The organism is Kribbella sp. NPDC050820 (assembly GCF_040653975.1).
Classification (GTDB): Bacteria; Actinomycetota; Actinomycetes; order Propionibacteriales; family Kribbellaceae; genus Kribbella.
The window spans coordinates 1-20,861 of sequence record NZ_JBFAHB010000093.1 but is presented as its reverse complement, the minus strand read 5'-3'; the positions used below and the strand labels follow the sequence as shown (position 1 = coordinate 20,861).

Below are 20,861 nucleotides of genomic sequence, written 5' to 3'. Positions count from 1 at the left end.
TCTGCTGGAGACTACCGGCAGGAGGGGCGACGCACGTCAGCCGAGGTAGGTGTCTCGCGCGAGGTTGTAGGCGAGGTCCTGGGCGACCCGGAAGGCGTCGTCCTCATCCAAGCGGTGCTGGACGACCAGGTTGGCCAGGTACCCGGCGTCGATGCGGCGCGCGAGGTCGTGCCGCGCGGGGATCGACAGGAAGGCCCGCGTGTCGTCGACGAAGCCGGACGTGTTGTAGAACCCGGCGGTCTCGGTGACGAGCTCGCGGAACCGCCGCATCCCGTCCGGGCTGTCGAGGAACCACCACGGCGCCCCGAGCCGCACCGCGGAGTACACACCGGCCAGCGGCGCCAGCTCCCGCGAGTACACCGTCTCGTCGACCGTGAACAGCACCATCCCGAAGTTCGGCGAGTGCCCGAACCGCTCGAGCAGCGGCTGCAACGACCGGGTGAACTCGGCCGCCACCGGGATGTCGTGCCCCTTGTCCGGGCCGTACGTCGAGTGGATCGCCGGATCGTGGTCCCGCAGCACGCCCGGGTGCAGCTGCATCACCAGCCCGTCCTCGGCCGACATCACCGCCGACTGGTACAGCATGTGCCCGGCGAACGCACTCGCGTCCACCGCCGAGACCTCACCCTTCAACGCGGCAGCGTAGATCCGCGACGCCTCGTCGTCCGACAGCGGAATCGCGGCCGCGCTCAGGTGCCCGTGGTCGGTCGCCCGCGCACCCGCCTCCACGAACGCCTGCCGACGCTGACGGATCGCCTGCAGATAACCCCCGTACGTCGAGGTGTCGACGTCGGCCAGCGCGCCGAGCTGCTCGATCAGGTCACGCCAGTCCGGCCGGTCCAGGTGTACGACGGCATCCGGCCGGAAGGTCGGGATCACCCGGCCGGGCAGGTCCGCAGCGAGCTTCGCGTGCTCGGCCAGGTCGTCGGTGGCGGCGTCGGTCGTGGAGATCAGCTCGATCGCGAACCGGTCGAGCAGCGCCCGCGGCCGGAAGTCGGGCTCGGCGAGCCGCGCGGAGATCTGGTCGTACAGCTCGTCGGCGGTCTCGGCCGACGGGTGCGTGGTGACGCCGAGGACCTCGGCGAACTCGTGCTCCAGCCAGTACCGGCTCGGGGTGGCCAGGAAGAGGTGCCAGTTCGCGCAGAACTCGCGCCAGATCTCCCGCGGGTCCGCGGCCGGGGCGCCGTCGCGGCGGGGCAGGCCGAGCCGCTCGGGGGAGATGCCCTGCGAGATCAGCATCCGGGTGACGTAGTGGTCCGGGACGACCAGGAGCTCGGCCGGGTTGCCGAACGGCGCGTCGGTGGCGAACAGCGAGATGTCGACGTGCCCGTGCAGGCAGAGCAGCGGCAGGTCCTTCGTCGACGCGTGGATCCGCCGGGCGATGTCACGTGCCTCGCCGGCGGGCAGTGCGCGGTCCGGATGAGGCTGCAGTGCCTTCGGCATGGGTCCTCCGGGAGGGGTCGGCTGCAACGGATGCTGCAAAGGATTGCAGTCGCCACCGACCTGACACAAGTCCTTGTCCACAAGGCGAATCCGAAGCGCTGCAAAAGTCCGTCAACGAAACCTTGACATGCTGCTGAAACCGATTGCAGACTCAGGCCTGACCCCGGGAGGAGGTGACCATGCCTGCGACGATCCGTGACGTCGCGCGGCTGGCGGGTGTGTCGCCGTCCACCGTGTCCCGTGCGCTGTCGATGCCGGAGATGGTCAACGCCGCCACCCGGGCCCGGGTCACGGCCGCGGTTGAGCAGCTCGGCTACCAGCCGAACCGGGCCGCCCGTGGGCTGATCACCGGCCGGACCGGCAACATCGGCCTGGTCGTGCCGGACCTTGCCAACCCGTTCTTCGCCAGCGTCGCCAAGGGCGTCCAGGCCCGCGCCCGGCGGTACGACGTGGCCGTCTTCGTCGCGGACACCGACGAGGACGCAGCGGCCGAGGTCGGTCTGGTCCGGGCGCTGGCCAAGCAGGTCGACGGGCTGATCCTGTGCTCACCCCGTGCGGGTGATGCCGACCTGTCCGCGATCGCCCAGGAGACGAACGTCGTACTGGTCAACCGCACGGCCGAGGGTGTGCCCGGTGTCATTTACGACAACGAGGGCGGCATGCAGCAGGCCGTCGCGCACCTGGTTGCGCTCGGCCACCGCCGGATCGCCTGGGTCGGCGGACCGGTCACCTCGTGGTCGACGCAGCACCGCAGCATCGGCCTGAGCAACGCCCTCTACGCCCACGGCGCCGAGCTGGCCAGGGTCGGCAGCTTCGCCCCGACGTACGAGGGCGGCATCGCGGCGGCCGACCAGGCCGTCGCCACCGGCGCCACCGCGGTGGTCGCCTACAACGACCTGGTCGCGATCGGGCTGCTGGCCCGGTTGCACGCCCGTGGGATCTCGGTGCCCGGCGACCTCAGCGTGGTCGGCATCGACGACATCGCCATGTCCCGGATGGCCAGGCCGTCCCTGACCACGGTCCGGCTGCCGAAGCAGGAGGCCGGCCGGATCGCGGTCGAGCTGCTGCTCGCGGTCCTCGACGACCCGGACCCCGACAGCGCCGTCGGCACCCGCGGGACGCTGCACGGCGAGCTCATCGTCCGGGAGTCCAGCGGTCCAGCACCACACGCCTGATCCGACGATCAATCCCGGCCCCGTGCCGGGACCGCCCTTGATCCAGAGGAGACACCGCCGATGCCCATTCAGCGGAGGATGAGCAAACTCGCCGCCGTCAGCGCCATCGCCGTACTGGCCGCCTGCGGCGCACCTACCACCAACCAGCCGGCCGGCGAGAGCACCGGCGACGTCCCGGACAAGCCGGCGAAGGCGGTGACGCTGAACATCCTCGACGTGGCCGGCAACCTGCAGCTGACCCAGGGCATGATCGACGACTTCGTCCAGCAGCACTCCGACGTGATCTCGAAGGTCACCTACTCCAAGGCGCCCGCGCCGGAGCTGGCCGGCAAGATCAAGGCCCAGCAGAACGCGAACCGCGTCGACATCGACCTCGTCCTGACCGGCGTCGACGGCCTGGCCGCAGGTCGCGACCAGGGCCTGTGGACGGACCTGCTGCCCAAGTACGCCGACCGCGTCGCCGGCATGAAGGACTACCTCCCGCCCGCGCAGAAGATGCAGGAGCTGGCCGGCAACAGCGGCGTCACCGTCACCTACTACCCGTCCGGCCCGCTGCTGGAGTACCTGCCGGCCAAGGTCCCGTCGCCGCCGAAGACCGCCGCGGACCTGCTCGCCTACGCGAAGGCCAACAAGGGCAAGGTCATGTATGCGCGCCCGTCCAACTCCGGTCCCGGCCGCACGTTCCTGATGGGCTTGCCGTACATCCTCGGCGACAAGGACCCGAAGGACCCGGTCAACGGCTGGGACAAGACCTGGGCCTACCTCAAGGAGCTCAACCAGTACGTCGACTTCTACCCGTCCGGCACCGCGGACACGATGAAGGCACTGGCCAACGGCTCGGCCAACATCATCGCCAGTACGACGGGCTGGGACATCAACCCGCGAGTGCTCGGGACCGTGCCGAAGGAAGCCGCGATCGGCACCCTGGAAGGTTTCCACTGGGTCACCGACGCGCACTACGCCGTCGTACCGAAGGGTGTCTCGACCGACAAGCAGGCCGCGATCCTGCAGCTGCTGAACTTCATGCTCACCCCGGAGCAGCAGGCGAAGGCCTACGACAAGGGCTACTTCTACCCCGGTCCGGCGATCAAGGGTGTCGAGCTGTCGCAGGCGCCGCAGGACAGCCAGGACGCGATCTCCGAGTTCGGCCGGCCGGAGTACGACAAGCTCATCGCCGACCACCCGACCGAGGTGCCGCTGGACGCCAAGAGCCTGGTCGCGGCCTTCGACAAGTGGGACCGCGAGGTCGGCGGCAGCAAGGTGAAGAAGTCGTGAGTGGATTCGACCGGCTGCGGCTGGACGGGGTCGGCCGCCGGTTCGGTACGGCGGATGCCCTCGCCGGACTGGATCTGACGATCGAGCGGGGCGAGTTCATCGCCCTGCTCGGTCCGTCCGGCTGCGGCAAGTCGACCGCGCTGAACTGCCTGGCCGGCCTGCTGCCGCTCACCACCGGCAGCATCTGGCAGGACGAGAAGCGGATCGACACGCTGCCGCCGGAGAAGCGCGGCTTCGGCATGGTCTTCCAGAACTACGCGCTCTTCCCGCACCTGACCGTCCGCGACAACATCGCGTTCGGCCTGCGGATGCAGCGCCTGCCCAAGGACGCCGTACGGCGCCGCACGGCCGCGGCGATCGAGATGGTCCGGCTCGAGGAGCACGCCTCGAAGCTGCCCGGCCAGTTGTCCGGCGGTCAGCAGCAGCGGGTCGCGATCGCCCGGGCGACCGTGCTCGAGCCGTCGCTGGTGCTGATGGACGAGCCGCTCAGCAACCTGGACGCCAAGCTGCGGCTGGAGATGCGCACCGAGATCCGCCGCCTGCACCAGTCGCTCGGCCTGACCACGGTGTACGTCACGCACGACCAGGAGGAGGCGCTCAGCATGGCCGACCGCCTGGTCGTCATGCGCGCCGGCCGGGTGAAGCAGATCGGCACCCCCGAGGAGGTCCACACCAAGCCGTCCAGCTGGCACGTCGCCGACTTCATGGGCTACCGCAACCTGCTGACCGTGAAGGTCAAGGACGTGACCGGCGCCGGCGCTGCGATCGAGCTCGGCGGCACACCGGTCACCGGCGCGGCCCAGGCGACGGTCGCAGCCGGGGACGAGGTGATCGCGGCCGTGCGACCGGAAGACGTGAAGCTCGGCGACGAAGGCGTGAAAGGACTCGTCGAAGTGGTCGAGTACCAAGGCCGTGAGCGTGCCTTGGAGGTGGTGCTGGACGACGGCGTCCGGCTGCACGTCCGCACCGAACGCAAGGTCGACACGGGTGACCAGGTGGCCCTCACCGTCACACCCGGCCGACTCCTGGTCTACCCATCATGAGCGAGCGTAGCGAGCGAACAAAGGGCACAGCCGCAATCGCGCTCATGCCGGAGCCGAGCGCTAGCGAGGTAGAGGCATGAGCGCGACCACGAGCTGGCAGCACCGGCTGGCCGAGCGCGGCGTCGACCGCAAGCTCTGGTTGTTGCTGCCGGCCACGATCTTCGTGCTGCTGCTGTTCGTGTACCCGTTCCTCTACGGGCTGAGCCTGTCGTTCCAGCCGCTGAACGGCGGCGGCGTGCTCGCCAACTACCAGAAGTTCTTCGGCGACGCCTACCAGCGCGACACCATCATGACCACGCTGAAGATCGCGCTGCCCGCGGCCTTGCTGAACGTGCTGGCCGCCGTGCCGATCGCGTTCCGGATGCGGGGGAGGTTCCGCGGGAAGCGGCTGCTCACGACGCTGCTCGTCGTACCGATCACGCTCGGGACCGTGCTGACGGCGCAGGGGTTGCTGAACTACCTCGGCCCGACGGGCTGGTTCAACCGGGTGCTGACGTCGTTGCACCTCGTCGACGACCCGATCCGGCTGACGAACAACTACTGGGGTGTGTTCTTCTCGCTGATCATCACCGGGTTCCCGTTCGCGTTCCTGCTGGTGCTGTCGTACCTGAGCGGGATCGACCCGACCCTGGAGCGGGCGGCCGCGACCCTCGGCGCGTCCCGGTCGCAGCGGTTCCGGCGGATCACGCTGCCGCTGCTGGCGCCGGGGCTGGCCACGACGTTCCTGCTGACCTTCGTGCTCGCGTTCTCGGTCTTCCCGTCGGCGGTGCTGGTCGGTAACCCGGCCGGCTCGACCCGGGTGATCTCGCTGGCCGCGTACCAGGCAGCGTACGAGCAGTACGACTACGCCTACGCGTCGGCGATCGCGATGATCATGGGCGCGGTCGAGCTCGTGGTCGTGGTGATCGTGCTGCTCTGGCGGTCGCGGTTCTACACCGGATCGACGGGAGGCAAGGGATGAGCACCCGGGCGATCAGGGCGACACCGACCGCGTGGTTCATCTGGGCCGCGGTCATCTTCTTCTTCGTCAACCTGGCCGGCGTGGTCGGGTCGGTGCTGGTCAGCTCGTTCGGCAGGCGCTGGTTCGACACCTGGATCCCGGACGGTTTCACCAGCCAGTGGTACGGCGACGCGTGGCGCGAGTTCGGCCTGTTGCAGGTCATCTCGGTGACCCTGCTGGCGTCGGGGCTGGTCGTCGTACTGTCGGTTCTCGTCGGAGCGCCCGCGGCGTACGTGCTGGCCCGGCAGAGCTTCCCGGGGAAGCGGCTGGTGTATCTGACCTTCCTGCTGCCGATCCTGATGCCGCCGATCACCTACGGCATCCCGCTGGCGACGGTGCTCTACAAGTTCGGGTTCGCCGGGCACCTGTCCGGCGTGGTGCTGGCCAACCTGGTGCCGTCGGTGCCGTTCGTGATCCTGACGATGACGCCGTTCATCGAGCAGGTGGACCCGCGGATCGAGAGCGCGGCCCGGATGCTCGGCGCGAACACCCGGGCGATCTTCCTGAAGATCCTCGCGCCACTGCTCGTCCCGGGCCTGCTGGCGTCGGCGATCCTGGTGCTGGTGCGGACGGTCGGCATGTTCGAGCTGACCTTCCTGACCGCCGGGCCGGACTCGCAGACCCTGGTGGTGGCGCTCTACTACTCGATGTCGGCGGCCGGGATCCGTGCCCAGCAGTCGGTCGACGCGATGGCCGTCATCTACACGGCGATGATGCTGGTACTGCTGGTGGTGGCACTGCGCTTCGTGAACCCCACCCAGTTGGTGGCCCGTGTGAAGGAAGAACCATCGGAATGAAGGAGTACGTCGCTTGAGCAGGCTGAGTCTCACCAACCTTCCCGTCGCCCCCGCGGTCGATCCGCGGCAACTGTCGGTCGGCGTCGTCCACCTCGGGCTGGGCGCGTTCCACCGCGCGCACCAGGCGGTGGTCACCGAGCGGGCCGCCGTGGCCAGTGGGGACACCCGGTGGGGGATCGCCGGGGTGAGCCAGCGCTCGGCGAACGTCCGCGACCAGCTCGCACCCCAGGACGGTCTGTACGCCGTCCTCGAGCGCGGTCTCGGTGATCCGTCGGTCCAGGTGATCGGCAGCATCCGCGAGGTGCTGACCGCGCCCGAGGACCCGGAGGCCGTGGTCGCGCGGATCGCGGATCCGGCGGTGTCCGTGGTGACGCTGACGGTCACCGAGAAGGGCTACCGGGCCGCCGGGTCCGGGCTCGACCTGAACGATCCGGAGATCCAGGCCGACCTGACCGGCCGGCCGCCGCGGACAGTCGTCGGCCAGTTGGCCGCCGGGATCGCCCGCCGGGTCGAGCCGCTGACGATCGTGTCCTGCGACAACCTGGTCGCCAACGGCCCGTTCCTGCGCAAGCTCGTGCAGGAGTACTTCGAGGCGCTCGGCAAGGTACCGGAGTTGTTCGAGGCGACCCGGTTCCCGGCCAGCATGGTGGACCGGATCGTGCCGGCGACGACCGACGCGGACCGGGACGAGGCCGCCCGGCTGCTCGGCGTCCGCGACGAGGCCGTCGTGGTCGCGGAGCCGTTCCTGCAGTGGGTGATCGAGGACGACTTCGCCGGCGACCGCCCGGCCTGGGAGCTCGGGGGAGCGGTCCTCACCCAGGACGTCGCGCCGTGGGAGCAGGCCAAGCTCCGGATGCTCAACGCGACCCACTCGATGCTCGCCTACCTCGGCGCCCTCCGCGGCTACGAGACGATTGCCGAGGCGGTCCGCGACGACGAGCTCTCCGGCTTCGCACGGGCGCTGATGACCGAGGACGTCGTACCGACCCTGACGCCGCCCGACGGCCTGGACCTGACGTCGTACGGCGCCACCGTCCTCGAGCGGTTCGCGAATCCGGCGCTGAAGCACCGGACGACGCAGGTCGCCATGGACGGGTCGGTCAAGCTGCCGGTCCGGATGCTCGGCACGGTCCGCGACCGCCTGGCCGCCGGCGCCGAGCCACGGGTGATCTCGCTCGCCGTCGCAGCCTGGATGGTCTACGTCCTGAAGACCCCGACCGTGGACGACCCGCAGGCCGACCGGCTGAAGGCGGCGTTGGCAGGCAAGTCCGAGCCGGCCGCCGTGGTCGACGCGTTGCTGGGCGTGGAGTCCGTGTTCACGCCGGAGCTGCGCGACTCACCGGTCTTCCGGGACCTGCTGGTCGAGCACGTCAGCGCACTACTTTCCCGACCCTGAAGGTGCTGCCTGCGTCCTGGCCGGTCTGCCGCCACTCGGCCGCCGTGAACCACTGGCCGGTCTTCTGGAACCGCTCGGCGGTCAGGCTGTCCAGGATGTAGGTGTTGGCCTTCAGCGTGACCTCGCCGGTCGGGATCACCGCGCCGGAGTTCTGCACCATGCCGGTCGCGGTGGTGCCGCCCTTCATGGTCACCTGGTTGCCGGAGACAACGATGTCGCGGAGCACGTTCAGCCCCCACGGGCCGGAGCCGCGAGTACGGGACTGGATCGAGATGCCGTTCACGTTGTTCGCGACCACGTTGTCGCGGACCTGGACGTTCGAGGAGGTGTTGACGTTGATGCCGCCGCCGTCCCACAGCGAGGTGCCGGACCCGCGCCCGGTGCCGAGGCCGTTGCCGGTGATCACGTTGTCCTCGATCACGCCGTTGCGGCCGATCTCGTAGCGGATCCCGTCGGCCGCGTTGTCGACGATCTGGTTCCCGTTGAACGTGCGGCCGTCGTCGTACGCGTCACTCCACAGGCCGACTCCGCGGTTCGCCTTGATCAGGTTGCCGGTCACCCAGCCGCCGTTGGACCAGGTGGTCTTGATCCCGCCGGACTCCCAGTCGGCGATCCAGAACCCGTCGGTGTTGTTGTAGCTCACCTCGTTGTTCGCGATCGTGCCGCGCAGCGTGCTGTACTGCCCGATGCCGAGCTGGCCGTTGTGGTGGATCAGGTTCTTCTCCAGTACGGCGCCGTCGGCGTTCACCAGCATCGCGCCGACCGCGTGGTTCCAGCGGATGTCGTTGGCGTACACCTTCCAGCCCAGCCCGAGCTGGATCGCACCTCCCTGCGGGGGCGTGGCGAAGTGCTCGATGGTCAGGCCGCGCACGGTCACGGTGCCCGCGCTGGACTGGATCGCCCGCTCGGTCCTCGACATCTCCACCTGACGCCCGGCCGGGTTGTCGCCCACGTACACCGCGTTCGCCGCGTAGTCGGCGTAGAAGGTGCCCGGGGCAACCTTGTCCCGAACGGCCACCCGGGTCAGGTGCTTGCCGTCCAGGAAGACCTGCTCACGCAGGTAGCAGATGTTCGCCACGTTGTCCTCGCACTGCCCGGTCTGCCCGTACGCGGGCGGGAGCACACCAGTGGTCACCCAGTCGCCGTTCGACGCGGTCCACCTGGTCAGCCGGACCGACCCGGTCAGTACGGCGCCTTGGTCGCTGGCGAGCACCTGGTCGGCCTTCGGGCGGATGGTCTGCGTGATCCGGTGCAGGCCGGCGGCGAAACAGAACGTCGTACCGTTCGGCGCTTCGTCGACGAGCCTGGCCGCGTCCTGGCCGGGCTTGATCGTGACACCGGCGCAGGTGGGCGCCTGGGACGGGCCGGCGGGCAGGGCCGAGGGCGTGGGCGGGGCAGGTTGCGTCGGCTCGTCGTCCGGGAGGAGGCCGGAGACCAGGTCCGGCTGGTCGTCGTCCAGGATGGGGGAGCTGCTCGCGGGCAGGACCGTGGCGGCGACCGTGAAGGTGCCTGCTGCAACGATCGCGAGAACGGCGCTTGATGCCTTCATTGCGGAGCCTCCGGGGGCACAGGTGGGTCCTGAGCGCACCCCCCATGGCGCGGCTTCGCACAGCAGACTACTACTTCAGGTAGTCACGTCAATACATTCCGGCAGAAAAGTTGCCGTGGGCCCCGGTCAGTTCGCCAGGAAGCTGCCGATCGTGTCCAGGCCGGCCTGCTTCCAGCCCGCCGCGGTCAGCTTGGCGCCGAACTTGGCGAACCGCTGCGCGCCGAGCGCGTCCAGCACGTACTTGTTGCCGCTGAAAACCACCTCGCCGGCCGGGACCTGGGCGCCGGAGTTCTGCACCATGCCGGTGGCCTGGGTGCCGCCGGTCATCTCGATGGTGTTCCCGGTGACCTCGACGTCGCGCAGCAGGTAGGTGCCCCACGGCCCGCTGCCGCGGGTCCGGGACTGGATGGTGACGCCGTTGACGTTGCCGGAGACAACGTTGTTCCGCACCGTCACGTTCGTCGAGGTGTTGACGTTGACGCCGCCGCCGTCCCACAGCGACGTGCCCGAGCCGCGGCCGGTGCCGAAGCCGTTGCCGCTGATCGTGTTGTTCTCGATCGTGCCGTTGCGGCTGATCTCGTAGCGGATCCCGTCGGCGGCGTTCCCGACGATCTGGTTGCCGCTGATCACCCGGCCGTCGTCGGCCACGTCGGCCCACATCCCGACACCCTTGTTCTGCTTGATCAGGTTGCCGCTGACCGTCCCGGACGACTTGGTCGACTTGATCCCGCCGGACTCCCAGTCGGCGATCCAGAACCCGTCGGTGTTGTTGCCGGTGATCACGTTGCGGGTCACGGTCGCCGCGGCCGAGGCGTACTGGCCGAGGCCGAGCTGTCCGTTGTTGCGGATCAGGTTCTTCTCGACCCGGGTGTTGTTCGCCTGCACCAGCATGACGCCGACCGCGTGGTTCCAGCGGACGTCGTTGGCGGTCACCTTCCAGCCCGGGCCGGAGACCAGCGCGCCGGCCTGCGGTGCGCTGGCGAAGTGCTCGATGGTCAGGCCGCGGACGACCACGCCGGTTGCGCCGGACTCGATCGCGGTCTTCGTCTTCGACATCTCGACCTCGTGTCCGGCCGGGTTGCTGCCCAGGAAGAGCGCGTTCGCCGCGTAGTCGGCGTAGAACGTGCCGGCCTTGACTGCGGCCAGGCTCGCGACCCGGGTCAGGTGGGTCCCGTCGACGAAGACCTGCTCGCGCAGGTGGCAGATGTTCGCCTTGTCGTCCTCACACTGCCCGCTCATCCCGTACGCCGCCGGCAGTGCGCCACGCACCACCCAGGCGGCCCCGGACTTGGTCCATCCGGTCAGCGGCACCGACCCGGTCAGTACGGCGCGGGCCGCGCTCGCCAGCGTGGTGTCCGCCTTCGGCCGGATCGTCTCGGTGATCCGGTGCAGGCCGGCCGCGAAGCAGAACGTCGTACCGGCGGGCTTGGAGTTCACGATCGACTGGGCGTTCTGGCCGGGCTTGATCACGACACCGCTGCACGGGCCCGCGACGGCCGGGCCGACGTCACCTTCGTCGGCGGCCGGGGCCTTCGTCGTCGTGGTTGTGGGCGTGGTGGTCGGCTTCGGCTTGGGGGACGCGGGCGGCGTCGCGGCCGGCTTCTTGGAGGGCGCTGCGGTGGCGGCCGACTTCGGCGGGATCTTGGCCGTAGGGGTCTTCGAGGTGCGGTGTGAGGGGAGGACGCCGGAGCTCACCGAGTCGGAGGCGGCGCGTGACTTCACGGCCTCTGTCGCGTTCTTCTGATTGGCGATGACCGGGAGCGCGACTGTAACAACGGTGAGCGCAGCCGCGATAAGCGCTGCGAACCACAGCTTCCTCAAATTGCACCCTCCGGGTGAGGCGGCCCTGGTCGATGTCAGTCCGGAACCAACCAGGTGTAGCCACCGCGAGACTTAAGGTAGTGCCATGCGGGTCGCCATGTTGCACAACCGTTACCGGACGGGTCAACCCAGCGGCGAGAACACCGTGGTCGCGCAAACGGTCGATTTGCTGGGTAACTCAGGACATGACGTCGACCTGTACGTGCGAAACAGCGACGATATCGCTGGGTTGGCCCGAAAAGATCGCGCACTGTTACCGTTCCGCTCCGTTTGGTCATATTCCGCGGAGCGCGATTTAACAGTTCTATTGCAGGAGCAGCGGCCCGACGTCGTGCACGTGCACAACACCTTCCCGCTGTTCAGTGCCTCGGTGCTCCGGGCGGCGCACCGGCTGAACCTCCCGGTGGTGGCGACCCTGCACAACTTCCGGCTGATGTGCGCCAACGCGGTCCTGCAGCGCGACGGGCGGCCGTGCGAATCCTGCATCGGCAAGATTCCGTGGTCCGGCGTCCGGCACGGCTGCTACCGCGAGTCCCGTGTGCAGACGTTGCCGCTGGCCACCAGCATCGGTGTTCACCACAAGCTCCGCACCTGGCAGCGGTACGTCACCACGTTGATCGCGCCGTCGGAGTTCGTCCGCGGCCGGTTTGTGGCCGGCGGCTACGACCCGGACCAGATCGTCGTGAAACCGCATGCGGTGCCGCACTCGGGCCTGGTGCGCGAGGGGCCGGGGGAGGCCGTGGTGTTCCTCGGCCGGCTGGTGGAGGACAAGGGGTTCGCGGATCTCCTGCAGGCGTGGGACTCCTCGCTCGGCACGCTGGTCGTGATCGGCGACGGTCCGCTGCGGGCCGAGGCGGAGGCGCGGGCGGCGCGGGACTCGTCGATTCAGGTGAAGGGTCAACTACCGTGGGCCGAGGGGATGGAACTCCTGCGATCCGCGCGCGTCGCCGTCGTACCGGCCCGTTCGTATGAGACGTTCGGTCTCGTGGTTGTGGAGGCCTTCGCGCACGGCGTACCGGTGGTCGCGTCCCGGCTGGGGGCGCTGGCGGAGCTGGTCGACGACGGCGAGACCGGGGCGCTGACCGAGCCGGGCGACCCGGAAGGGCTGCGGAAGGCGATCGGGTTGGTCGGCGATCCCGTCACTTCGGTAGCCTTCGGCGAACGGGCCCGACAGGTTTACCTCGACCGCTTCACCCCGGAGCGGGATCTCGTGGCCACGGAGAGGATCTACTCGGATGCGATCGCCCGGCACGCGGACAGCGGCCGGACTCGTCGCGGAGCAGGTGGGGGACGGTAGTTTGCTGGGGGAAAGTAGCGTGCCGCGGATCGGATTTCTGGCCGGGGTCTTCGACCTGTTCCACGTCGGGCACCTCGACGTGCTCGGACGCGCGCGGCAGGCGTGTGACCGGCTGGTGGTCGGCGTTCTGACCGACGACTGGGCGGTGGACGCCTGGGGTGCGCGCCCGTTCGTGCCGCTGGTCGAGCGGGCCCAGATCCTCGAGCACCTGCGTTGTGTCGATGAGGTCGTCGTGGTGGACGCCGTCCGGTCCGACTGGCTGACCGGCGTCCTGGGGGCGCAGACCGTGTTCGCCGCGGGCGGGACCGACGGGGTGCTCGGACCGGAAGAGCTCGACGGGATTCCGGCCGAGCTCGTCAGCGTGCTGCCGACCGGCCGCGCTTCCCGCAGCCCGATCCTGCGCGCCGCGATCGACCAGCGGCAGTCACGCAGTTCGGTCGCATGAGGGCGACTTCGCTGCGAGACGTCGTCGGGCAGCTCTCGCGCGCGCAGAAGCCGTCGGCCGGCACACCGGCGTACTCGCGGTTCGTGAACCGGCGGATCGGGCGGGTCTTCGCGGCCGCCGCCTTCCTGGGCGGCCGGACGCCGAACCAGGTCAGCCTCGCGTCCGGGTTCTGCTCGCTGGTGGGCATCGTGCTGGTCGCGACCGTCCGGCCGTCGGCGCCGCTCGCGCTCGCGGTGACCGCGTTGCTGGTGCTCGGGTACGGCCTCGACTCCGCCGACGGCCAGCTGGCCCGGCTGCGCGGTGGCGGGTCGCCACTGGGGGAGTGGCTCGACCACATGATCGACGCGGTCAAGATCGTCCTGCTGCACAGCGCCGTACTGATCTCGTTCTTCCGCTTCGATGCCTTCAGCAACGAGTTGGTGCTGCTGGTGCCGCTCGGCTACGTCTGCATGTCCTCGGTGCTGTTCTTCGGGCTGATCCTGATCGACCAGCTGCGCCGGCGGCACGGCGGCGCGCAGCAGCCCAACCAGCGCGGCGACTCCGTGGCCAAGTCGTTGCTCATCGCACCGACCGACTACGGCGTGCTGTGCCTGGTCTTCCTGACCTTCGCCTGGCCGGCGCTGTTCGCCGTCCTGTACGGCGCGCTGCTCGCGGCGAACCTGCTGTTCCTGGCCGCGGCGATCGCCAAGTGGTACCGGGAGATGGCCGTCCTCGGGGTGGCGCGCTGATGGGCGTGGTCGGGTATGCGCCCGGTGTGTACGACATGTTCCACATCGGTCACCTGAACATCCTGCGCCGGGCCCGCGAGCACTGCGACCACCTGATCGCCGGCGTGGTCGAGGACGACGTGGTGGCCCGGATCAAGGGCCGGCCGCCGGTGGTCCCGCACGACGAGCGGATGGAGGTCGTCCGGGCGCTCGGCCTGGTCGACGAGGTGGTCAGCGACTGGTCCAGCGACAAGTTCGAGATGTGGAAGCAGCTCCGGTACGACGTCCTGTTCAAAGGTGACGATTGGAAGGGCACCGAGAAGGGGAGAAGACTGGAAAGGCTGCTCGGCGAGGTCGGCGCCAGCGTGCACTACTTCCCGTACACCGCGTCGACCTCGAGCACGGATCTGCGCAGGCTCTTGGAGGGGATGGGCTGATGTCGACCCGGCCGAAGGTCCTGCTCAGCGCGTACGCGTGCCGGCCGAAGGGCGGGTCGGAGCCGGGTGCGGGCTGGGCCTGGGCGAAGGCTGCCGCCCGCGACCACGACGTCTGGCTGCTCACCCGCGGGAAGTTCGCGCACGAGATTGCCGAGGAGCTCGCGATCCGGCCGGTTCCGGCACTGACCGTCGTGCCGCTGGAGCTGCCGAAGTGGGTGCTCAAGCTGCGCCGCCGGCCGTCCGACGTGTACTGGTACTACCCGTTGTGGCAGCGGCTGGCCCGGCAGACCGCGCGGCGGCTGCACGCGGAGCACTCGTTCGATGTCATCCACCACCTGACCTTCGCGGTCGACTGGATGGCGGCCGGGGTGGTGGAACCGTCGTCGGCCAAGGTGATCTGGGGCCCGGTCGGCGGATCGACCACGGCGCCGCTGTCGATGGCGCACTGGCTCGGGCCGCGCGGTCTGATGGCGGAGCTGGTACGGCGGACCTACACCGGCATCCGGCGCCACCTGACCGGGCGCAAGCACGCCCAGAACGCTGACCTGATGGTTGCCCAGAACAACGATGTGGCCGAGGTGTTCGGCAAGTACGCGCGGGAGGTCGTGGTCCAGCCGAACGTCGCGATCAGCCGATTCACCGCGTCCGGGCCGTACGAGCCCTTCGGTGGTCCGGGCGTCAAGACGGCGTTGTTCGTCGGGCGGCTGATCCCGTGGAAGGGTGTGCTGCTCGGGATCAGCGCGCTGGCGCGGCCGGAGGCGGCGAACTGGGAGCTGCGGATCATCGGCGACGGGCCGGACTGGGGGCGTGCTGAGCGGCTCGCGTTGGAGCTTGGAGTCCGCGATCGGGTCGAGTTCATGGGGCAGTTGCCGCGCGAGGACGTGCTGGCTGCGATGTTCCGCGCCGACGCCCTGCTCGCTCCCGCGCTGCGTGAGGCGGCGGGCTGGGCGGTGACCGAGGCGTTGGCGTCCGGCTGCCCGGTCGTGTGTGTCGAACGCGGCGGGCCGGCGGTCATCGTCGGCCCGGGCGAGGGCGTCGCCGTCTCCTGGCGCGGCGACGTGGTGGGTGAGCTCGCCCGCGGCCTCGCATCACTCCAAGGCCGCATCACCCCAGTAGACCGCTGGGGCCCCGACCGCCTCCCCGACCTCCTCGCAGCCTGGTACACCCCCGCCCGCGTCTCCCACTAGTCCCGTGCGGTTTTGCCGGGGAGGGCGAGCATGCGGTCGAGGGCTAGTTTGGCGTACTTCTCGGTGTCGGGGTCGACCTTGATCGGGTTGACCACGTGGCCGGCGAGGAGGTTCTCCAGCGCCCACACGAAGTGCGGTAGGTCGATCCGGTTCATGGTGGCGCAGTAGCAGACCGCCTTGTCCAGGAACACGATGTTCTTGTCGGTGTGCTGCTTCGCCAGCCGCTGCACCAGGTTCAGCTCGGTGCCGACCGCCCACGACGTACCGGGCTCGGCCTTCTCGAGGGTGTTGATGATGTACTCCGTCGAGCCGACCAGGTCGGCCTTGGTGACGACCTCGTGCCGGCACTCGGGGTGCACGATCACGTTGACGCCGGGGATCCGCGCCCGTACGTCGTCGACCGAGCCAGCTGTGAACCGGCCGTGCACCGAGCAGTGCCCGCGCCACAGGATCATCTTCGCGGCCTTGAGCTGCTCGACGGTGAGCCCGCCGCCCGGCTTGTGCGGGTCGTACACCACGCAGTCGTCCAGGCTCATGCCCATCTTCAGTACGGCGGTGTTGCGGCCCAGATGCTGGTCGGGCAGGAACAACACCTTCTCGCCCTGCTCGAACGCCCACTCGAGCGCGGTGTCGGCGTTGCTCGACGTACAGACCGCGCCGCCGTTGCGGCCGCAGAACGCCTTGATGTCGGCGCTGGAGTTCATGTACGTGACCGGTACGGTCACGTCCGCGACACCCGCGTCGGCGAGCGCGTCCCAGGCTGCCTCGACCTGCTGGATCCGGGCCATGTCCGCCATCGAGCAACCGGCCGCGAGGTCCGGCAGGATCACGGTCTGCTGGTCGTTGGTGAGGATGTCGGCCGACTCGGCCATGAAGTGCACACCGCAGAAGACGATGTACGGCGCGTCCGGCCGGGCCGCCGCGTCGCGGGCGAGCTTGAACGAGTCACCGGTGACGTCGGCGAACTGGATCACCTCGTCGCGCTGGTAGTGGTGACCGAGCACGAACACCTGGTCACCGAGCGCCGCCTTCGCCTTCAGCGCCCGCTCGACCAGGTCCGGGTCGGAGGCCGGCGGCAACGCGCCCGGGCACTCGACACCCCGCTCCGAGTGCGGGTCGGTGTTCTGTCCCAGGAACAGCAGGGGAAGAGCCTTCGGGCCGTCCGCAGTAGTCGTCACGTCAAACATCGTGCCATGCCGCACTGCCGGGATCCCGTGGCGCACGTCACTGCTCAGAGTGTGAAATCGCTACCCTCCTACCGTGAAGACCGCAGGCCTGGTCCTGGCCGCCGGCGCCGGCCGCCGGATGGGCACCCCCAAGGCCCTCATCCGCGACGCCACCGGTCTCTCGTGGGTTGCCCGCGCGACTCAGCTGTTGAAGTCAGCCGGCTGTTCCCCGGTCGTAGTGGTCGTAGGCGCCGCCGCCACCCAGGTGACCGCTGAGCTGGACGACTCGGTGCACGTGGTCGAAGCAACCAACTGGCACGAAGGCATGGGCGCCTCCCTCCGAGCCGGCCTGACCGCCCTTCAACACCTCACCACCCCGCTCACCGCGGAAGGCGGTGCTGGCACGCCTCGGCACTCCGACCTCACCGCGCCTTCGGGCACCGCGGAGCGCGGTGCCGCCGCGCCACAACCAGTTGCAGACGCAGTGGTCGTGGTTCCAGTGGATGTTCCTGGGCTGACGGTTGAGGTGCTTCGGCGGGTGGCTGCTCAGGCGGATCCGGCCGCGCTGGTGCGTGCTGTCTACGACGGGTCGCCGGGGCATCCCGTCGTACTGGGGAGGGAGCACTGGGCGGGGGTGACTGCGACTGCGGTGGGGGATCAGGGGGCTCGGGCCTACCTCCGGGAGCATGCGCCGGTTGAGGTCGAGTGTGGGGATCTGGCGGACGGGGTGGATGTGGACACGGTGGGGGAGTTGCCGGAGGGGCATCGGATCGGCTGAGCCTTGGCAAGGCGGGCGGGCCGGGTGACGATGAGGAGATGAACGCAGTCGGCTCCGCGGCAGAGCTCGCCGAGCGCCTGCGCGGGACCGGGTACCTCGCCGACGACGGCCTGGCCACGGTCGGCTACCTCGCCCTAGCCCTGCACCGCCCGCTGCTCCTCGAGGGCGAACCGGGCACCGGCAAGACCTCGCTCGCCGCCGCGATCGCCGAGGCGCTCGACGTCCAGTTGATCCGGCTGCAGTGCTATGAGGGCATCGACTCGACCCAGGCGCTCTACGACTGGGACTTCCCGCGGCAGATCCTGCACCTGCGCACCGTCGAGGCGACCAGCGCCGACGCCGACACCGAAGAAGTCGAGAAGAGCTTGTTCGACGAGCGCTTCCTGCTCGCCCGCCCGGTGCTGCGCGCCTTGCGGGAGAGTCCCGCCGTCCTGCTGGTGGACGAGATCGACCGCGCCGACGACGAGTTCGAGGCGTTCCTGCTCGAGGTGCTGTCGACGCACGAGGTGACGATTCCCGAGCTCGGTACGGTCACCGCCGAGGTCCCGCCCATCGTCGTACTGACGTCGAACCGGACCCGCGAGATCCACGACGCGTTGAAGCGGCGCTGCCTGTACCACTGGATCGACCATCCCGGCCTGGCCCGCGAGGTCGAGATCGTCCGGACCCGGTTGCCGGAGGTGTCCCAGCGTCTCGCCGAGCAGGTCGCGCGCTCGGTGCAGCGGATGCGCGACCTCGACCTGCTGAAACCGCCCGGCGTCGCCGAGACCCTCGACTGGGCGCGTGCGCTCGACGCACTCGGCACGGACACCCTCGATGTAGAGGCGGCCGCCGCAACGCTGGGAGCCGTACTCAAGTACCGAGAGGACACCGACCGAGTCCGCGAATCCCTGGACCGGTTGCTCGCATCATGACCGCACCGGACCTCGCGCTGACCGGCTTCGCTTCGGCACTCCGGCACGCGGGGCTGGCTGTGACGGCTGACCGGGTCCAGCTGTTCCTGCGCGCGGTCGCTGCACTCGATGCGGGCGCGACTGCCGATGTGTACTGGGCCGGCCGGTCGGCGTTGTGCAGTGGTCCGGACGACACCGCGCGGTACGACGAGGTGTTCGCCGCCTGGTTCTCCGGAGAGCGAGTCGGTAAGGCAGTCCGCCGTACGGCGACCACGACGATGCAGGCTGCACTCGACGTCGACGAGTCCGCCGCGGGCGAGGACAGCGGCCGGTCGCTGACCGTCTCCGCGAGTAGGACGGAAGTCCTGCGCCACCGTGACGTCGCCGAGCTGTCCGCGGTCGACCGTGCCGAGTTGGCGAGACTGTTCAGCACGCTGCGCCCGCGGGTCCCGGTCCGCCGCGCCGCTCGCCGCCGCCCATCGCATCGCGGCGAGATCGACCCACGGCGGACGCTGCGAGCCCAGCTGCGTCAGGTCGGCGAGCCCGCGCGAGTCCTCTACCGCCGACGCGGCACTCGCCCGCGTCGCGTGGTCGTGCTGGTCGACGTGTCCGGCTCGATGCGCCCGTACGCCGACAGCCTGCTGCGACTCGCGCACACGCTGGTCCAGGTCGCGCCGCGGTCGGTGGAGGTCTTCACCATCGGTACGCGGCTCACCCGGGTGACGCCCGCGCTGCGGCACCGCGATCCGGAGTTCGCGCTGCGGCTGGCGGGCGACGTCGTACCGGACTGGTCGGGTGGGACTCGGCTGGGCGAGGTGCTGAAGGTGTTCCTGGACCGCTGGGGTCAGCGCGGTACGGCGCGCCGGGCGGTCGTAGTGGTGTGCAGCGACGGGTGGGAGCGGGGCGACGCGTCGCAGCTCGGTGAGCAGGTGGCGCGGCTGGCCAGTCTCGCGCACCGGGTGGTCTGGCTGAACCCGCACCGTGGCAAGGCTGGGTATGCGCCGGTGCAGGCCGGGATCGTCGCCGTACTGCCGCATCTGAACGACCTTGTCGCAGGGCACAGCCTGGCCAGCTTTGCGGATCTTCTGGAGGTGGTGGCCGATGCGTGACGTGCTCGAACGGCTGGTGGAGTGGTGGAACACGGGCGAGCCGGTTGCTGTAGGCACCGTTGTGGCCACGTTCGAGTCCGCACCGCGGCAGCCCGGCGCGGTGATGCTGGTCGGCCCCGGTGGTGAGGCGGTCGGCAGCGTGTCGGGTGGTTGCGTCGAGGGCGCGGTCTACCAGCTAGGTGAGGAGATCCTGGAGTCCGGCGAGCCCGTACTGCAGCGGTACGGCGTGAGCGACGAGTCGGCGTTCGCAGTCGGACTGACGTGTGGCGGGATCATCGACATCTTCGTGGAGCGGGTGGACCAGACGTCGTACCCGTTGTTGGGCGAGGTGGCTGACGACATCGCCGCCGGCCGACCAGTGGCGGTGGCAACCGTCGTCGCGCATCCGGATCCCGCTCGTATCGGTCGGCGCCTGGTGATCCGGCCGGATGCACCGACGCAGGGGAGCCTTGGGTCGGAGCGAGCCGATGACGCGGTGACGGATGATGCGCGGGGCCTGCTGGAGTCCGGGCGGACGGAGACGTTGGAGTACGGGCCGGACGGGCAGCGGCGCGGTGAGGGGATGCGCGTGTTCGTGTCGTCGTACGCGCCGGTGCCGCGGTTGCTGGTCTTCGGTGCGATCGACTTCGCGGCGGCGGTCGCGAAGGTCGGCGCGTTCCTCGGTTACCGGGTGACGGTGTGCGATGCGCGTGGCGTGTTCGCGACGGCCACGCGGTTCCCGTCGGCGAACGAGGTGGTGGTCGACTGGCCGCACCGGTACCTCGCGGCGGAGGCGGCGGCCGGTCGGATCGACGGCCGGACGGTGGTCTGTGTGCTCACCCATGATCCGAAGTTCGACGTACCGCTGCTCGAGGTCGCGCTCCGGCTGCCGGAGCTCGGCTACATCGGGGCGATGGGCTCCCGCCGTACGCACGACGACCGGGTCAAGCGTCTGCACGAGGCCGGCCTGACCGACGACGAGATCGCCCGCCTGGCCAGCCCGATCGGTCTCGACCTGGGCGCGCGGACGCCGGAGGAGACCGCGATCAGCATCGCCGCCGAGTTCATCGCCCAGCACTGGAAGGGCAGCGGCACCCGGCTCTCGGAGCAGGCCGGACCCATTCACCATCATTGAATGCCGCGCTGCCGCGCGGGGTATGGGGCTGGAACTCCCGGCCTTCCCTCGTCACTCCAGTCGCTTCGCTCCCTCCGCTCCTCAGTCCAGGCCGGGAGGCCCCATGACTGTGTTGAATGCCGCGCGGCGGGTCATGGGGCTTTAACTCCCGGCCTTCCCTTGTCACTCCAGTCGCTTCGCTCCCTCCGCTCCTCAGTCCAGGCCCCCATGTCCGCAACGCTGTTGATGA

Annotated in this window: 19 protein-coding genes; 15 read left to right on the top strand and 4 right to left on the bottom strand. The window is 69.7% G+C overall.

The annotated features are described in order from the left end of the window. Positions 1–36: 36 nt before the first annotated feature. The gene (gene uxaC, locus AB0H36_RS42750) at positions 37–1,443 is read right to left on the bottom strand and encodes a glucuronate isomerase (RefSeq protein ID WP_360536915.1); all 1,407 of its coding nucleotides are present in this window, start codon (positions 1,441–1,443) and stop codon (positions 37–39) included. Between the two features lie 179 nt (positions 1,444–1,622). Between uxaC and AB0H36_RS42745 the strand changes: the two genes are divergently transcribed. The 6 genes from AB0H36_RS42745 (at position 1,623) to AB0H36_RS42720 (ending at position 8,129) form a co-directional block, all read left to right on the top strand. Beyond that, the gene (locus AB0H36_RS42745; RefSeq protein ID WP_360536913.1) at positions 1,623–2,618 is read left to right on the top strand and encodes a LacI family DNA-binding transcriptional regulator; all 996 of its coding nucleotides are present in this window, start codon (positions 1,623–1,625) and stop codon (positions 2,616–2,618) included. A 60-nt stretch (positions 2,619–2,678) separates the two neighbouring features. Beyond that, the gene (locus AB0H36_RS42740; protein ID WP_360536911.1) at positions 2,679–3,893 is read left to right on the top strand and encodes an extracellular solute-binding protein; all 1,215 of its coding nucleotides are present in this window, start codon (positions 2,679–2,681) and stop codon (positions 3,891–3,893) included. After that, positions 3,890–4,936, top strand: coding sequence for an ABC transporter ATP-binding protein (locus tag AB0H36_RS42735; protein ID WP_360536909.1), 1,047 nt, complete (start codon positions 3,890–3,892; stop codon positions 4,934–4,936). Before AB0H36_RS42740 ends, AB0H36_RS42735 begins: the two co-directional genes overlap by 4 nt. Before the next feature lie 76 nt (positions 4,937–5,012). Beyond that, positions 5,013–5,897, top strand: coding sequence for a sugar ABC transporter permease (locus AB0H36_RS42730; protein WP_360536907.1), 885 nt, complete (start codon positions 5,013–5,015; stop codon positions 5,895–5,897). After that, complete coding sequence (locus tag AB0H36_RS42725) at positions 5,894–6,733, top strand: ABC transporter permease subunit (RefSeq protein ID WP_360536905.1); 840 nt, start codon at positions 5,894–5,896, stop codon at positions 6,731–6,733. Before AB0H36_RS42730 ends, AB0H36_RS42725 begins: the two co-directional genes overlap by 4 nt. A gap of 13 nt (positions 6,734–6,746) precedes the next feature. After that, a complete protein-coding gene (locus tag AB0H36_RS42720) occupies positions 6,747–8,129 on the top strand; it encodes a mannitol dehydrogenase family protein (RefSeq protein WP_360536903.1) in 1,383 nt (460 codons plus the stop codon). Here AB0H36_RS42720 and AB0H36_RS42715 read toward each other — a convergent pair. Together AB0H36_RS42715 and AB0H36_RS42710 are read right to left on the bottom strand one after the other, a co-directional pair. Then, entirely contained in the window at positions 8,104–9,678 is a 1,575-nt protein-coding gene (locus AB0H36_RS42715; RefSeq protein ID WP_360536901.1) for a right-handed parallel beta-helix repeat-containing protein, read from the bottom strand. The two genes, AB0H36_RS42720 and AB0H36_RS42715, sit on opposite strands and share 26 nt — an antisense overlap. Before the next feature lie 126 nt (positions 9,679–9,804). Then, on the bottom strand, positions 9,805–11,400 hold the full coding sequence (locus AB0H36_RS42710; RefSeq protein WP_360536899.1) for a right-handed parallel beta-helix repeat-containing protein: 1,596 nt from the start codon (positions 11,398–11,400) through the stop codon (positions 9,805–9,807). Between the two features lie 184 nt (positions 11,401–11,584). On the opposite strand from AB0H36_RS42710, the gene AB0H36_RS42705 reads away from it, so the two are divergent. The 5 genes from AB0H36_RS42705 to AB0H36_RS42685 are packed head-to-tail and all read left to right on the top strand — an operon-like array spanning position 11,585 to position 15,572. After that, a complete protein-coding gene (locus tag AB0H36_RS42705; protein ID WP_360536897.1) occupies positions 11,585–12,796 on the top strand; it encodes a glycosyltransferase family 4 protein in 1,212 nt (403 codons plus the stop codon). A gap of 19 nt (positions 12,797–12,815) precedes the next feature. After that, the gene (locus AB0H36_RS42700) at positions 12,816–13,241 is read left to right on the top strand and encodes an adenylyltransferase/cytidyltransferase family protein (protein WP_360536895.1); all 426 of its coding nucleotides are present in this window, start codon (positions 12,816–12,818) and stop codon (positions 13,239–13,241) included. Then, complete coding sequence (locus tag AB0H36_RS42695) at positions 13,238–13,969, top strand: CDP-alcohol phosphatidyltransferase family protein (RefSeq protein WP_360536893.1); 732 nt, start codon at positions 13,238–13,240, stop codon at positions 13,967–13,969. The genes AB0H36_RS42700 and AB0H36_RS42695 overlap by 4 nt, the downstream gene beginning before the upstream one ends. Then, positions 13,969–14,385, top strand: a complete 417-nt coding sequence (locus AB0H36_RS42690) for an adenylyltransferase/cytidyltransferase family protein (protein ID WP_360536891.1) — start codon at positions 13,969–13,971, stop codon at positions 14,383–14,385. Before AB0H36_RS42695 ends, AB0H36_RS42690 begins: the two co-directional genes overlap by 1 nt. Then, positions 14,385–15,572, top strand: coding sequence for a glycosyltransferase family 4 protein (locus AB0H36_RS42685; RefSeq protein WP_360536889.1), 1,188 nt, complete (start codon positions 14,385–14,387; stop codon positions 15,570–15,572). Before AB0H36_RS42690 ends, AB0H36_RS42685 begins: the two co-directional genes overlap by 1 nt. Here the strand turns inward: AB0H36_RS42685 and nadA are convergent. After that, positions 15,569–16,759, bottom strand: coding sequence for a quinolinate synthase NadA (nadA, locus tag AB0H36_RS42680; protein ID WP_360536887.1), 1,191 nt, complete (start codon positions 16,757–16,759; stop codon positions 15,569–15,571). The two genes, AB0H36_RS42685 and nadA, sit on opposite strands and share 4 nt — an antisense overlap. Positions 16,760–16,832: 73 nt before the next feature. On the opposite strand from nadA, the gene AB0H36_RS42675 reads away from it, so the two are divergent. The 4 genes from AB0H36_RS42675 to AB0H36_RS42660 are packed head-to-tail and all read left to right on the top strand — an operon-like array spanning position 16,833 to position 20,632. Continuing rightward, the gene (locus AB0H36_RS42675; RefSeq protein ID WP_360536885.1) at positions 16,833–17,516 is read left to right on the top strand and encodes an NTP transferase domain-containing protein; all 684 of its coding nucleotides are present in this window, start codon (positions 16,833–16,835) and stop codon (positions 17,514–17,516) included. 38 nt (positions 17,517–17,554) lie between these two features. Beyond that, positions 17,555–18,430, top strand: coding sequence for a MoxR family ATPase (locus AB0H36_RS42670; RefSeq protein ID WP_360536883.1), 876 nt, complete (start codon positions 17,555–17,557; stop codon positions 18,428–18,430). Continuing rightward, positions 18,427–19,518, top strand: a complete 1,092-nt coding sequence (locus tag AB0H36_RS42665) for a VWA domain-containing protein (protein ID WP_360536881.1) — start codon at positions 18,427–18,429, stop codon at positions 19,516–19,518. The genes AB0H36_RS42670 and AB0H36_RS42665 overlap by 4 nt, the downstream gene beginning before the upstream one ends. After that, positions 19,511–20,632, top strand: coding sequence for an XdhC/CoxI family protein (locus tag AB0H36_RS42660; protein WP_360536879.1), 1,122 nt, complete (start codon positions 19,511–19,513; stop codon positions 20,630–20,632). The genes AB0H36_RS42665 and AB0H36_RS42660 overlap by 8 nt, the downstream gene beginning before the upstream one ends. Positions 20,633–20,861: the final 229 nt, after the last annotated feature.

Bases quoted from the DNA above. Each gene is read 5' to 3' on its own strand.
- AB0H36_RS42670 (WP_360536883.1), top strand. From the start codon at position 17,555: ATGAACGCAGTCGGCTCCGCGGCAGAGCTCGCCGAGCGCCTGCGCGGG.
- uxaC (WP_360536915.1), bottom strand. From the start codon at position 1,443: ATGCCGAAGGCACTGCAGCCTCATCCGGACCGCGCACTGCCCGCCGGC.
- AB0H36_RS42715 (WP_360536901.1), bottom strand. From the start codon at position 9,678: ATGAAGGCATCAAGCGCCGTTCTCGCGATCGTTGCAGCAGGCACCTTC.
- AB0H36_RS42660 (WP_360536879.1), top strand. From the start codon at position 19,511: ATGCGTGACGTGCTCGAACGGCTGGTGGAGTGGTGGAACACGGGCGAG.
- AB0H36_RS42695 (WP_360536893.1), top strand. From the start codon at position 13,238: ATGAGGGCGACTTCGCTGCGAGACGTCGTCGGGCAGCTCTCGCGCGCG.
- AB0H36_RS42685 (WP_360536889.1), top strand. From the start codon at position 14,385: ATGTCGACCCGGCCGAAGGTCCTGCTCAGCGCGTACGCGTGCCGGCCG.
- AB0H36_RS42690 (WP_360536891.1), top strand. From the start codon at position 13,969: ATGGGCGTGGTCGGGTATGCGCCCGGTGTGTACGACATGTTCCACATC.
- AB0H36_RS42725 (WP_360536905.1), top strand. From the start codon at position 5,894: ATGAGCACCCGGGCGATCAGGGCGACACCGACCGCGTGGTTCATCTGG.
- AB0H36_RS42740 (WP_360536911.1), top strand. From the start codon at position 2,679: ATGCCCATTCAGCGGAGGATGAGCAAACTCGCCGCCGTCAGCGCCATC.
- AB0H36_RS42665 (WP_360536881.1), top strand. From the start codon at position 18,427: ATGACCGCACCGGACCTCGCGCTGACCGGCTTCGCTTCGGCACTCCGG.
- AB0H36_RS42730 (WP_360536907.1), top strand. From the start codon at position 5,013: ATGAGCGCGACCACGAGCTGGCAGCACCGGCTGGCCGAGCGCGGCGTC.
- AB0H36_RS42745 (WP_360536913.1), top strand. From the start codon at position 1,623: ATGCCTGCGACGATCCGTGACGTCGCGCGGCTGGCGGGTGTGTCGCCG.
- AB0H36_RS42705 (WP_360536897.1), top strand. From the start codon at position 11,585: ATGCGGGTCGCCATGTTGCACAACCGTTACCGGACGGGTCAACCCAGC.
- nadA (WP_360536887.1), bottom strand. From the start codon at position 16,759: ATGTTTGACGTGACGACTACTGCGGACGGCCCGAAGGCTCTTCCCCTG.